This window comes from Microbacterium sp. Ru50, from assembly GCF_002920555.1.
Lineage (GTDB): Bacteria > Actinomycetota > Actinomycetes > Actinomycetales > Microbacteriaceae > Microbacterium > Microbacterium arborescens.
Map to the genome: position 1 here is coordinate 1797683 of NZ_PQSV01000001.1, position 13650 is coordinate 1811332.

Below are 13650 nucleotides of genomic sequence, written 5' to 3' on the forward strand. Positions count from 1 at the left end.
CCGGGAGGGCGGCGATGCCGTCAGCGCGGGAGCGCGGAGTGGACCGCAAGGGCGACGTCGCGGGTCGTGTCGGGCGTCGCGAGCTCTCCGCCGCCGACGGTGATCCATGCGGCACCGTCGAACACGTAGGTCACGGCCGTGCTCACATCACCCGCCTCGATGGCGTCGCCGGTGAAGACGGTCGCGGTGCCCGAGCGTTCCTCCGTGAAGGTGTCGGACGCGTCGCGGAGTGCCGCGATCAGGCGGGGAGCCGCCTCCGAAGCGCTGACGACCGCTATCGACACCGCTCGTCCTGATCTGGGCACACCCCACAGGCAGGCCGTCGCATCATCGGACGCGGCGAGCGCGTCTTGGGCCGCGGGTCCGACCGGCTTCCACGTGTCCGTCGTGTCGGCGATCAGCACGACGTCGGCGCCGAAGGCGGCCTGGACGATCGCATCATCGACCTGAGCCGCGCACTCCGGGATGGCGAAGTGCGCCGGTATTCCGGTCCGCTGCGGCTCAGCTGTCGCGGTCGGCGTCGGGGACGAGTGCGCGGCCGACGAGGGGGGAGACGCCGCCGACGAGCCCGGCTCGGTCGCAGCGGGCGCGACCTCCGAGCCGGGGACTGTGCATCCCGACAGCAACAGAACCGCGGCAGCGCAGGCGGTCCCGATCGAAAGTCCTCGTGTGCGATGCATGCTCCTCAGCCCAGCGGCATCCGCCGTGCAGGGGAACCCGGTCGCGCTTTCATGAGAATGTCGCTAATGCGCACCCGCCCCCGCGCACGCGCGCGAGGGCGGGGTGTCGGGTCAGGCGTCGACGTTCGCGAGCTGTCGGCCCGAGACCTCCTCGAGGATGTCGTCGCCGGGGCGCACATCGTCGAAGGGGGCGTCGATCTCGGCACGCTCGAGCATCTCGGTCATGCGGCGGCGGCGCTGACGCGTGATGAGGGTGACGACCGCGCCCGAGCGACCGGCACGGCCGGTGCGGCCCGCACGGTGCAGGTACGTCTTGTACTCATCGGGAGCGTCGGCCTGGATCACCAGATCGATGTCGTCGACGTGGATGCCGCGGGCAGCGACATCCGTTGCGACGAGCACCCGCACCTTGCCGTCGGTCAGACGCTGCAGGTTGCGCGTGCGCTTGCCCTGGTTGAGGTCGCCGTGGAGCGCGACCGCCGCGATCCCGGCATCCTCGAACTGCTCGGCGAGCATCTCGGTGTAGGCACGGGTGCGGGCGAAGACGAGGGTCTTACCGTCGCGATCGACGAGGGAGTTGAGGATCTCGGCCTTGTCGCGGTGGTCGAGGACGAGCACGCGGTGGTCGATGGTCGAGGTGTCCTGGCTCTCGCCCGCGACCTCGTAGACGGCGGGCTCGACGAGGAACTCGTCGACCAGCGCCGCGACCTCGCGGTCGAGCGTCGCGGAGAAGAGCAGTTTCTGCGCGCCGTCCTGCACGAGGCGGAGGATGCGCTGCATGGGCTCGAGGAAGCCGAGCTCGCTCATGTGGTCAGCCTCGTCGAGCACGACGATTCCTACCTCGGAGAGGTCGAGCTTGCCCTGGTTCTGCAGGTCCTCTATGCGCCCCGGGGTGCCGATGATGATGTCGACGCCCTTCTTGAGCGCACCGACCTGACGCGCCTGCGGCACTCCGCCGTAGATCTGCGTCGTGAACAGGCCGACGCTGCGCGCGATCGCCTGCACGGTGCGGTCGATCTGCAGCGCCAGCTCGCGCGTCGGCGCGAGGATCAGGGCCTTCGGCGAACGCCCGAACTCGCGGCGCTTGCCGGCCTGGCTGCGCAGGATCGACTCGACGAGCGGAGCGCCGAACGCGATGGTCTTGCCCGAGCCGGTGCGGCCGCGGGCGAGCACATCCTTGCCCTCGAGGATCGGCGGAATGGTGGCCGCCTGGATCGGGAACGGGGATGCTGCGCCGAGAGCCTCGAGCTGACGGACGATGTTGTCGCCGAGGCCGAGGTCGGCGAACGACGACTGGGCGACGGATGCCGCATCCACGGCCTCCGCCTGCAGGCGCTCGTGGACGGTGTCGACGTGGTCCTGGTGGGCCTTCGACTTGGTCTCGGCATTCCAGTCCGAACGGTTCGGGCGGTCGCCGAAGTCGCGGCGGGGACGGTCGTCGAACGAACGCGCGGGGCGGTCGTCGCGGCGCGGGCGGTCCGAGAAGTCACGACGCGGACGGTCGTCACGGTTCGGACGGTCCGAGAAGTCACGACGCGGACGGTCGTCGAACGAACGCGCCGGTCGGTCGTCGCGACGCGGACGGTCGCCGAAGTCACGACGCGGACGGTCATCCCGGTTCGGGCGGTCACCAACGTCACGACGCGGACGGTCGTCGAACGAACGCGCGGGACGGTCGTCGCGGCGCGGGCGGTCGCCGAAGTCACGACGCGGACGGTCATCCCGGTTCGGGCGGTCGCCGAAATCACGACGGGGGCGATCATCGAACGAACGCGCGGGACGGTCGTCGCGGCGTGGGCGGTCAGCGAAGTCACGACGCGGACGGTCATCGCGATTCGGACGGTCCGAGAAGTCGCGACGGGGACGGTCATCGAACGAACGGGCCGGGCGGTCGCCGAAGTCACGACGCGGACGGTCGTCGCGGAACGAGGGACGCGCGTCGCCGAAGGTCCGGCGGTCGTCGCGAGGCTGCGCTTCGTAGGGGCGTCGGCCACCGGCATCCGATCGGCGGTCGTTTCCGTAGCCGCGCTGCTCGCGAGGCGCTCGGTCATCGCGACCGCCCCGGTCGTCACGGAAGGAGCGCTCGCCACGTCCGCCGCGGTCGTCGCGGGCCTGCGAACGGATGCCGCGGGCTTCGTCACGACCCGCACGGTCCTGTGAAGACCAGCGGTTCTTGCGGCCGGTGTCTTCGCTCTCGGCACGGTAGCCGCGGTGACCGGGGCTCTTGCTGCCGGGGGTTCCGGCCGACGACTGGCCGGGGCGACGCTTCGCGTCCTGGTACGAGGTCTTCTTGCCGTAGCGGGGCTCGAAGTTCTGCGCGCGGCCGCCGGCCGGCTTCTTGTTCTTGGGCATGGGTGTGTCCTTCTGGGTTCTCTGCACGAGAACAGCGCCCGCGCGCACGCGGGCAAACCCGGACATCCGTCGGCCGGGGGCCATTCACATGATGGTCATGCGCGCCGATCGGCGCTCACCATCGGCCCCATGGACTCACAAAACCTGTCGCGATCACGCGCTGCCCAGAGCCGACCCGCCCACCATACGGCATCCGCCTGGGAATCCGCCCGCCGCGGCGTCGGGGCCGACAGCAAGGGCCGGGGTCGGGGGCCGGGGCAATGGATGCTGCGATGCAAGGGTTTCGGCGCAACACCCCGGCGCTCGCTCCCGGCCACGGCGCGCCGCGAGCGATCCCTTGCATCGCGGCAAGCCGGCAAGCCGACGGCCCGGTGCGAGCCCGGTGCGAGTCCGGAGCGTGCCGCGATCAGACCAGGCGGCGGCGACGGGGTCCGCGAGACGGTCCGGGGATGCGCCGAGCCTGCCGACGGGACGACCCAGCACCCGGCTCGCCGGAATCCACCGGCCGTCCAGCACCATCAGCACCAGCACCACCAGCACCAGCACCACCAGCACCACCACCACCGGCACCGGCACCGGCGTGGTCGTGGTCATCCGGCGCGACGGGGATGACGAGATGCGTGGGCGCATCCGGCGAACCGTCGACCGGAACGACGAGGTGGGTCGGCTCGGCCGTCGCCGCCTCCGCGAGGCGCCGCTCGCGCCGGGTCATCGGCGCCGCAGACGCCCCGTCCCCCGCCGAACCAGCACCCGAAACAGAACCAGCACCCGCACCGACATCACCCCGGCGCCGCGCCGCCCGGCGCTCGCGCGCCCCCTCGACGAGGTTGTAGAGGGTCGGCAGCACGAGCAGGGTCAGCAGGGTCGACGAGATGAGCCCGCCGATGACGACGATCGCCAGCGGCTGCGAGATGAAGCCGCCGTGGCCGGTGATCCCGAGGCCCATGGGCGTCAGCGCGAAGATGGTCGCGAGCGCGGTCATGAGGATCGGTCGCAGACGCCGCGACCCTCCCGCGATCGTCGCGTCGTGGGCCGACAGCCCCTTCTCGCGGTACTGGTTCACGAGGTCGATCAGCACGATCGCGTTCGTCACGACGATGCCGATGAGCATCAGCACACCGATGAGCGAGGCGACGCCGAGCGGCACGCCCGTCGCGATCTGCAGCAGGATCGCCCCCGTCGCCGCGAACGGCACCGAGATGAGGAGCAGCAGGGGCTGCCGCAGCGACTTGAAGGTCGCGACCATCACGATGTAGACGATGAGGATGGCGGCGAGCGCGGCGAGCCCGAGCTGTCCGAAGGCGTCCTGCTGCTGCGTGAGCACGCCGCCGATCTCGGCGTCCGCGCCCTGCGGCAGCTCGACGGTGTCGAGCGCGTCCGAGACGATGACGGATGCCGCGTTGAGATCGTCGCCCGAGGGGGTCACGGTGACCGTCGCGGTGCGCTGACCGCGCTGCGTCGTGATCGAGGTCGGTCCCTCGCTCTGCTCGACGGTCGCGACGTCCTGCAGCGGAATGGGACCGCCGGCCGTCGGGATCGTCAGCTGACGCAGCTCGTCGATCGACGCGGGCGCCTGCGACGCCGCGAGGTAGACGGTGAGCGAGGTGTCGTCGATCTCGACGGTGCCGATCGACTGCGGCTGCATCGTGCCCGAGACGATGCCGCCGACCGCGACCTCCGACAGGCCACGGGATGCCGCCGCGTCGCGGTCGACGGTCACGGCGATGTACGGCAGCGAGGCCGAGAGGTTCGATGTGACCTGGCTGACGCCGTCGGCATCCTGCAGCGAGGCGACGACCGCGTCGGTCGCTTCGCGCAGCGCCGTCTGGTCGGGCGCGGTGACGTCGATCTCGATGTCGCTCGAGCCGAATCCGCCGCCGCCCGCGGCGATCTGGATGTCGCCGACGCCTTCGAGGTCGGCGACGGCGCGCTGCACGCGGTCGCGGACGTCGAGCTGGTCGGCCGAGCTGTCGGTCGTGATGGAGTAGGTGACTCCGCCGCCTCCACCCGAAAAGGCGTCGCGCAGCTGAGATCCGGACGAGCCGATCGACACCTGCACGGCGTCGATCCCCTCGAGGCCGGTGATCGCGTCCTCGACGCGCTGGGCGGCGGCATCCTCCGCTTCGAGGGATGCCGCGGGCCCGAGCGTCTGCGTCATCGTGAAGGTGTTCTGACCGGAGTCGCCGAGGAAGTTCGTCTTCATCAGCGGCACGGCGGCGAGCGTGCCACCAAGCACGAGAACCGCGAGCACGAGGGTGACGGCCGAGTGACGCAGGGTCCAGCGGAGGATCGGCAGGTACGCCTTCTGCAGTCGCGACGGCGGCGCTTCGGGGTCTTCGGGGTCGATGCGCCGGCCGTCGGGGGTGACGACGGGCTTGCCGGGGCGCAGGAACCAGTACGCCAGCACCGGCACGATCGTCAGCGAGACGAACAGCGACGCCGACATCGCGATGGTGACGGTCAGCGCGAAGGGCCGGAACAGCTCGCCGGTCAGGTCGCCGACGAAGGCGATCGGCAGGAACACCGCGACGGTCGTGATCGTCGACGCCGTGATGGCGGCGGCCACCTCGCGAACGGCCAGGGTGATGGCCGCGAGCTTGTCGGCTCCCTCGACGTAGTGCCGCTTGATGTTCTCGATGACGACGATCGAGTCGTCGACGACGCGGCCGATCGCGATCGTGAGGGCGCCGAGGGTCAGGATGTTCAGCGAGTAGCCGAATGCCTGGATGCCGACGAAGGTGATGAGCACGCTCGTGGGGATCGAGATCGCGGTGACGATCGTCGAGCGCACCGACAGCAGGAACACGAGGATCACGAGCACCGCGAACACGAGCCCCAGCAGGCCCTCCTGCGCGAGGGCCTCGATCGACTGCTCGATGAACGGCGCCTGATCGAATACGACGGTGAACTGCGCGTCGCCGCCGAGGTCGTCCTCGAGCGCGGGCAGCGCGTCGAGGACGCCGCGGGAGACGTCGACGGTGTTCGCGGCGGGCAGCTTCGTGACCGCGATGGTGAGGGCGGGCTCGCCGTCGACGCGCGAGATCGAGGTGATCGGCGACGGCTCCTGCGCGACGGTCGCGACATCGCCGATCGTCGTCGTGCCGCCGGCGAGCTGCGCGGCATCCGTCGGCACGAGCGGCAGCGCCGACAGCTCGTCGACCGAGGCGATCTTCGCGCCGGTCTGCACGGTCAGCGACTGGTCGCCCTCGGTGATCTCGCCGCCGGGGAACAGCACGCCGTTCTGGTCGAGGGCGTCGCGGATGGCCTGCTGCGTGAAGCCGGCCTCGGCGAGCGCCGCCTGGTCGGGGGTGATCGTGATGCGCTCGACGCGGCCGCCGACGACCTGGGCCGCGTTGACGCCGTCGACGTCTTCGAGATCGGGGATGACGGTGCTCTCGAGCCGGGCCTGCACCGATTCGGCGTCGTCGTAGCCGGTGACGGCCAACTGGATCACGGGCAGGTCATCCAGCGAGAAGCTCAGCACGCTCGGGGTGACCCCGTCGGGCAGCTGGCTGTCGATCCGGTTGATGGCCTGCAGGATCTTCTGCTCGGCCGTCGCCAGGTCGGTGCCGTAGGTGAACGAGGCCTGGATGATCGAGGCGTTCGTCGAGCTGGTCGCCGTCGTCGATTCGAGCCCGGGAACACCCTGGATCGCGGTCTCGATGGGGGTCGAGACATCCGTGTTGACGACTTCGGGCGAGGCGCCGGGGTAGGTCGTGACCACGGAGAGCTGGGGCAGCTCGATCGAGGGGATGAGCTCCTGCTTGAGGTTCGTGAGCGCGAGGCCTCCGAACACCGCGGCGACGATCGTGATGAGTGCGATGAGCGCGCGATTCTTCAGGCTCAGGACGGCGAGTTTCGACACAGGTTTCCTCGGGCGCACCGGACCGGCGCTGTAGGTGTGATGCAGGCGGGCGCGATGCGCTCGTCGATACATGGATGTATCGACTTCAGTATCCCACGCGGTCGCCGACGCAGCGTGGGCTCAGTCTGGGAGCAATCCCCCGATGACGATGCCGATCGCCGCGGCGACGACGGCCACGGCGAAGGTGCCGACCAGGTTCACGATCGCCCAATCGCGCCGGCCGCGCCGCGCGAGCTGGATCGTCTCGACCGACACCGTGCTGAACGTCGTGTATCCGCCGAGCAGCCCGACCCCGAGCACGGCCAGCCAGTCGGGCGCGACGAGCGCGCCGAGTCCCGTCAGCAGCCCCAGGAGTCCCGAGCCGGTGACGTTGACGATCAGGATGCCGACGGGAAAGGCGTCGCGCCGCCCCCGCGTGACCACGACGTCGAGCACGTAGCGGATGCCGGCTCCCGCACCGCCCGCGACGACGAGGGCCACGAGCATCCCGCCGCTGACGCCGTTCATGCGGCATCCCTCTCGCGACGGGTGCCGAGGGCCAGCCCGAGTCCCGCGGCGACGAGTCCTCCCACGAGGCTCACCACGACGACGGCCAGACCGACGACGGGGGCGGCCGTGGCGACCTGTATCGACTGCACGGCGAAGGCACTGTAGGTCGTGAAGCCGCCGAGCACGCCGGTGCCGGCGAACGCCCGGAGCCGCGGCCGGCTCACCGCCCACCGCCCGACGACGACGCCGAGCAGGAACGATCCGAGCAGATTGCAGCCGAGCGTGAGCGCGGGCACCGCGAGCGGGTGAGCCCATCCCGCGAACGGCAGGGTGATCGCGGCGCGCACGGCGACTCCGGCCGCACCGCCGATCACGACGAGGACCAGCGTGAGCGGCGAGATGCGCGCCCGCTCGATCACGTCGCCACCGTAGACCCCGGCATGCGCCGACGGATGCCGCCACTCCGGGTCACACCTCGACTCATTTCCTATAGGATCGACGAAAGGTTCGCTCCCCCATCGCAGAGGAGAACGCAATGACGCGTCTGTTCAACGACCCCGACGAGTTCGTCGAGGATTCCGTCGCCGGCTTCGTCGCGGCATCCGCCCGATGGGTCCGCCCCGTCACGGGAGGCGTCGTCCGCTCGACCCGCGGCGCGGAGCCGACGGTCGCTGTCGTCGTGGGGGGCGGCAGCGGCCACTACCCCGCGTTCGCGGGCCTCGTCGGCCCCGGTCTGGCGCACGGCGCGGTCATGGGCAACGTGTTCGCGTCGCCGTCGGCCCACCAGGTGCGCTCGGTCGCGAAGGCCGCTCATGAGGGCCGCGGCGTGCTGCTCAGCTACGGCAACTACGCCGGCGACGTCCTGCACTTCACCCAGGCCCAAGACCGCCTTCGCGAGGCGGGGGTCGACTGCCGCACTGTGACGGTCACCGACGACATCTCCAGCGCACCCGCGCACGAGCGCGAGAAGCGCCGGGGCATCGCGGGCGATCTCGTCGTCTTCAAGATCGCCGGCGCGGCCGCGGAGGAGGGCCTCGATCTCGACGACGTCGAGCGCCTCGCCCGGCACGCCAACGACCGCACCCGCTCACTGGGGGTCGCCTTCGGCGGCTGCACCCTTCCGGGCGCGACCGAGCCGCTCTTCACGGTGCCCGAGGGACGCATGGCGGTCGGTCTCGGCATCCACGGCGAACCCGGCATCGACGAGGTCGACATCCCCACCGCCGCCGAGCTCGCGAAGCTGCTCGTCGAGCGCCTGCTCGAAGAACGACCGGACGGCGCCGCCCCGACCGGTCGCGTCGTGCCGATCCTCAACGGTCTCGGCTCGGTGAAGTACGAGGAGCTCTACGTCGTGTACGCGGCGGTCGACCGCCTGCTGACCGAAGCCGGGGTCGAGGTCACCTCGCCCGAGGTCGGCGAGTTCTGCACGAGCTTCGACCTGGCCGGCGTCTCGCTCACCCTCCTCTGGCTCGACGACGAGCTCGATCGGCTGTGGCATGCCTCATGCGACACCCCCGCGTTCCGTCGCGGCTCGGTCGAGGGCCGCGTCGCGGTGGCCGCTGCCGCCGATGACGACGACGATGAGACCGAGGCGATCGGGCCTGCATCCGAGGCGTCGCGCCGCGCGTCCGCCGTCGCCGCCCGCGCCCTCGACGCCGTCGCCGCGATGCTCGACGAGCAGGCCGAGGAGCTCGGGCGCATCGACCGCATCGCGGGCGACGGCGACCACGGCATCGGCATGCAGCGCGGCAGTCGCGCGGCCGCGGCCGCCGCCTCGCGCGCCGTCGCGGCCGGCGCGGGCGCACGGACGGCGCTGCAGCACGCCGGCGACGCCTGGGCCGACAAGGGCGGGGGCACGTCGGGTGCGATCTGGGGAGAGATGCTCCTCGACCTCGGTGCGGCCCTCGGCGACGACGATGCGGTCGACGCCGCCCTGCTGTCCGCGGGCGTCGGGCGCATGAAGGATGCCGTGATGTCGTTCGGCAAGGCCACGGTCGGCGACAAGACGATGATCGACGCGATCGTGCCGTTCGCCGACACGCTCCGCGACCGACTCGCCCAGGGAGATGACCTGCTCGACGCGTGGGCCACCGCCGCCGACGCCGCACAGGCCGCCGCCGAGGCGACCGCCCAGCTCACCGCCCGGCTCGGTCGTGCCCGTACGCACGGCGACCGCAGCCTGGGCACCCCCGACCCCGGCGCGGTCTCGTTCGCGCTGGTGACCCGCACGGTTCTCGATGTCCTGAAGGAGGACGCCTGACATGGCACTGCGACTGATCGTCGGCTCGGATGACGCCGGCTACGAGTACAAGGAACGCATCAAGGCCGACCTGGAGGCGAACCCCCTGGTCGCCGAGGTCATCGACGTCGGCGTCGACGCCGACAGCCACACCAACTACCCCGCGGTCGCGACGGCCGCCGCCGAGCGCGTGCGCGACGGCGAGGCCGACCGCGCGATCCTCATCTGCGGCACGGGGCTCGGCGTCGCGATCGCGGCGAACAAGGTCACCGGCATCCGCGCCGTCACGGCGCACGACTCGTACTCGGTCGAGCGGTCGATCCTGTCGAACGACGCCCAGGTGCTCTGCATGGGCCAGCGCGTCGTGGGGATCGAGCTGGCACGGCGCCTCGCGGCGGAATGGCTCACCTACACCTTCGACACCTCGAGCGCCTCGGCCGAGAAGGTGCGCGAGATCTGCGCGTACGAAGAGGGGTGAGGTCCGCCCGATGATCATCGGCGCGAGCCTGAAGACCTACTTCTCGCACGCCCGCACGCTGAGCTGGGTATCGGAGGTGGCGGCGATCCTCGACGAGCACCCCGCACGCGACCGGGTCACGGCGTTCGTGGCGCCCCAGTTCCCCTCGATCCCCGGCGCGCTCGAGCGCGCGGGGCGGCTCGCGGTCGGGGCACAGGACCTCGCCGTGCACGACACCGGCGCCTACACCGGCGAGGTCTCGGGCGCGGTCCTGGCCGAGGTCGGATGCCGCTACGCCGAGGTCGGCCATGCCGAGCGGCGCCGCCTGTTCGGCGAGACCGAGAGCGTGGTGTCGGCGAAGACCCACGCCGCGCTGCGGAACGGCCTCGTCCCGGTCGTCTGCGTCGGCGAGGAGGACGAGGCGGGGCTCGACGCCGCGATCGCGACCTGCACGCAGCAGGTGCGCAGCGCCCTCGCCGAAGCCGACGAGGCGGCCGCGACCGGCGCGGTGGTCATCGCCTACGAACCGCTGTGGGCGATCGGTGCGCCGGCACCCGCGACATCCGATCACATCCGCTCGATCTGCTCGGGATTGCGATCCCGGATCGGCGCCGTCGATCGCGAGATCTCGATCATCTACGGCGGCAGTGCGGGGCCGGGGCTGCTGTCGACGATCTCCGACGCCGTCGACGGCCTGTTCCTCGGCCGGTTCGCGCACGACCCGCGCGCAGTTCGTGACATCCTCGATGAGGTGGACGCCCTCTCGGGGTGAGGTGCGCTCCGTGCGAACCGGAAGAGGGACGATGACCGCATCACGGGACGGCAACCTGCGGGGACTCGATGCCACGATCGAGCGGCGCGGCCTGCGCGATCACGTCTACGAGCGGATCCTCCAGTTGCTTCTCAGCGGCGAGGCGGTTCCCGGCCGCCGATTGTCGATCGACACCATCGCGCGCCAGCTCGACGTATCGCAGACCCCGGTGCGCGAAGCGCTCGTGCAGCTCGAACGCACCGGGCTCGTTACGCGCGAGGCACTGCGCGGCTATCGGGTAGCCCCACCCCTCGGTCTCGACCAGCTGCGCGAGCTCTTCGACGCCCGCATCATGCTCGAGACGCATGCCACGCGCCTCGCGACGCCCGCCTCGCCCGAGATGATCGACGAGCTCCGCGCGGCGGAGGAGGAGCACCGCAGCATCGGCAAGCGCGTCATCGAGGCCCTCAACGCGGGGGCCGCCGACCTGGAGCTGACCGCCGCATACTTCGTCGCGGACGCCGCGTTCCACCGCGTCGTGTTCGACCACTGCGGCAACCGGTATCTCACCGAGATGTCCGAGACCCTCGGCGCGCAGCTGCACCGGATGCGGCAGTCGGTGCGGCACGGCGTGACCGACGTGCGCGAGGCGATCGCCGAGCACGAGGCCCTCGTCGACGCGTTCGCCACGGGCGACCCCGACGCTCCCGAGCGCTCGATGCTCCATCACCTCGAGCAGGTGCGCCAGCGATCGCTCGGGCTCGAGCAGGCCTGAGCCCGCCGCCGCGAACTCCCTCTTGCAGCGTTCTCTATTTCCTATAGGATCTACGGGAGTCCTCAGCCGGACCCGCTCGCCAATGGAGTCGCCATGAATGCACCGTCGCACCCGTCCGCCCCCACGCCCGGCCCGATCGCGGTCTGCATGCACGGCTTCGCCCCGGTCGCCGCAGACGGAACGCGTCTGCACGACGCACCCGCCGAGACCTGGGACGACGTGTTCGCGCAGGTCGAGCGGCTCGGCTTCACCGCGATCGAGATCGCGGACAGCCACATCCGTCCGTCCGAGCTGACCGCGTCCCGTCGCGCCGAGCTGAAGTCCGTCGCGACGAGCCACGGGGTCGAGCTCGTCTCGGTGCACGTGCAGCGCCAGAGCGTCATCCAGCCCGGCAAGGGCGAAGAGAACCTCGCGTACGCGCACCGCGCCATCGACGCGGCGGCCGAGCTCGGCATGCGCGTCTTCTCGACCGGCCTCCACCAGCCCTTCAGCGAGGCGCAGCGCGCGGCCCTGTGGTTCTGGACCGCGCCGGGCCCGGTCGACCCCGATGACGCCGACACCCGCGCGCTCGCGGTCCGCCGCCTGCGCGAACTCGGCGAGCACGCAGCATCCGTCGGTCTGCCGATGTCGCTCGAGATGTACGAGGACACCTACCTCGGCACCGCCGACAGCGCGGTGCGCCTCGTCGAGGAGATCGGGCTCGACAACGTCGGCCTCAACCCCGACATCGGCAACCTCGTGCGCCTGCACCGCCCCATCGAGGACTGGCGCGAGATGCACGAGAAGACCCTCCCCTACGCCAACTACTGGCACATGAAGAACTACGCGCGCGACGAGGCGGCCGACGGCAGCTGGCAGACCTCGACGCCGACGAGCATGGAGCTCGGCCTCATCAACTACCGGGCGATGGTCGCCCGCGCGCTCGAGCTCGGATTCCGCGGCCCGTTCCTCATGGAGCAGTACGGCGGCGACAGCCTCGGCGTCTGCGCCCGCAACCGCGACTACCTGACCTCCCTGCTTCCGGCGACCGCCGGAGCCTGACCGACACCGACGAGGAGAACGTCATGACCGAGAACGAACGCCCCGTGTACGCGGTGGTGGGCAGCGGCTACATGGGCGGCGGCATCGCGCAGTCGCTCGCCCTGTCCGGCGCCGACGTGCGCATCGCCGATGTCGACATCGAAGTCGCCCGCGGCAACCGCGACCGCCTCATCGCCGAGGCCGCGCAGTTCACCGCCGACGGCCTGTTCCCCGCCGACGCCAGCGCCGTCATCGCGGAGCGCATCACGGCGATGACGATCGAGGATGCCGTCGCCGGCGCCTCCTTCATCGAGGAGGCGGTGCCCGAGAAGATCGAGATCAAGCACGCGACCCTCCGCCGCATCTCGGCTGCGGCCGCGCCCGACGCGATCATCGGCAGCAACACCTCGACGATCCTCATCGGCCGTCTCGCCGAAGCCGTGACGAACCCCGGCCGGTTTCTCGGCGTGCACTTCTCCAACCCCGCTCCCTTCATCCCCGGCGTCGAGCTGATCCCGCACGCCGGCACCGACGAGGCGGTCCTCCCCGTCGTCGAGGCCATCGTCGCCGCGACGGGCAAGGAGACCGCCCGGGTGAAGGATGCGACCGGGTTCGTGCTCAATCGCCTGCAGTACGCGCTCTTCCACGAGGCGACGCAGCTGGTGGAGGAGGGCGTCGCCACGCCGGAGGACATCGACACCATCGTGCGCACGACCTTCGGCTTCCGTCTGCCGTTCTTCGGGCCGTTCGCGATCGCCGACATGGCCGGGCTCGACGTCTACGCCTTCTGCTACGCGTCGCTGCAGACGGAGTTCCCCGAGCGGTTCGCGACACCGCCCATCCTCGACCAGCTCGTCTCGGCCGGGAAGCTCGGCACGAAGTCCGGCGCCGGGTTCCTCGACGTCCCCGCCGAGCGCACGCCCGAGCTCATCGCCTACCGCAACAAGGCGTACGTCGCGATGAAGAAGCTCATCGACGAGCTCGGCCCCGCCCCCATCCACCCCGCACAGGACTGAGAGAAC

The 13650-nt window shown here is 71.0% G+C and carries 11 protein-coding genes; 6 read left to right on the forward strand and 5 right to left on the reverse strand.

The features are described from left to right. Nucleotides 1-20 precede the first annotated feature (20 nt). The 5 genes from C3481_RS08435 to C3481_RS08455 all read right to left on the reverse strand — a co-directional run bounded on the left by C3481_RS08435 (nt 21) and on the right by C3481_RS08455 (nt 7805). A complete protein-coding gene (locus C3481_RS08435) occupies nt 21-680 on the reverse strand; it encodes a hypothetical protein (protein WP_088379647.1) in 660 nt (219 codons plus the stop codon). Between the two features lie 111 nt (nt 681-791). Beyond that, nucleotides 792-3032, reverse strand: coding sequence for a DEAD/DEAH box helicase (locus C3481_RS08440; protein WP_103841622.1), 2241 nt, complete (start codon nt 3030-3032; stop codon nt 792-794). Between the two features lie 406 nt (nt 3033-3438). Then, nucleotides 3439-6897, reverse strand: coding sequence for an efflux RND transporter permease subunit (locus tag C3481_RS08445; RefSeq protein ID WP_258039059.1), 3459 nt, complete (start codon nt 6895-6897; stop codon nt 3439-3441). Between the two features lie 120 nt (nt 6898-7017). Next, nucleotides 7018-7404, reverse strand: coding sequence for a CrcB family protein (locus tag C3481_RS08450; protein WP_103841624.1), 387 nt, complete (start codon nt 7402-7404; stop codon nt 7018-7020). After that, a complete protein-coding gene (locus tag C3481_RS08455; RefSeq protein ID WP_258039060.1) occupies nt 7401-7805 on the reverse strand; it encodes a CrcB family protein in 405 nt (134 codons plus the stop codon). The genes C3481_RS08450 and C3481_RS08455 overlap by 4 nt, the downstream gene beginning before the upstream one ends. A gap of 116 nt (nt 7806-7921) precedes the next feature. Here C3481_RS08455 and C3481_RS08460 point away from each other — a divergent pair, with 116 nt between their 5' ends. The 6 genes from C3481_RS08460 (at nt 7922) to C3481_RS08485 (ending at nt 13644) form a co-directional block, all read left to right on the forward strand. Beyond that, nucleotides 7922-9646: a dihydroxyacetone kinase family protein gene (locus C3481_RS08460; RefSeq protein ID WP_103841626.1), complete on the forward strand. Its 1725-nt coding sequence runs from the start codon at nt 7922-7924 to the stop codon at nt 9644-9646. A gap of 1 nt (nt 9647) precedes the next feature. Then, entirely contained in the window at nt 9648-10103 is a 456-nt protein-coding gene (locus C3481_RS08465) for a ribose-5-phosphate isomerase (RefSeq protein ID WP_023953069.1), read from the forward strand. A gap of 10 nt (nt 10104-10113) precedes the next feature. After that, nucleotides 10114-10854 carry a triose-phosphate isomerase family protein gene (locus C3481_RS08470; RefSeq protein ID WP_103841628.1) on the forward strand — a complete coding sequence of 247 codons (741 nt, stop codon included), beginning with the start codon at nt 10114-10116 and terminating at the stop codon, nt 10852-10854. 31 nt (nt 10855-10885) lie between these two features. Beyond that, nucleotides 10886-11608, forward strand: a complete 723-nt coding sequence (locus C3481_RS08475; protein WP_071918717.1) for a GntR family transcriptional regulator — start codon at nt 10886-10888, stop codon at nt 11606-11608. A gap of 93 nt (nt 11609-11701) precedes the next feature. Beyond that, the gene (locus tag C3481_RS08480) at nt 11702-12649 is read left to right on the forward strand and encodes a sugar phosphate isomerase/epimerase (protein ID WP_103841630.1); all 948 of its coding nucleotides are present in this window, start codon (nt 11702-11704) and stop codon (nt 12647-12649) included. Between the two features lie 23 nt (nt 12650-12672). Next, nucleotides 12673-13644 carry a 3-hydroxyacyl-CoA dehydrogenase family protein gene (locus C3481_RS08485; RefSeq protein WP_064955164.1) on the forward strand — a complete coding sequence of 324 codons (972 nt, stop codon included), beginning with the start codon at nt 12673-12675 and terminating at the stop codon, nt 13642-13644. Nucleotides 13645-13650 lie beyond the last annotated feature (6 nt).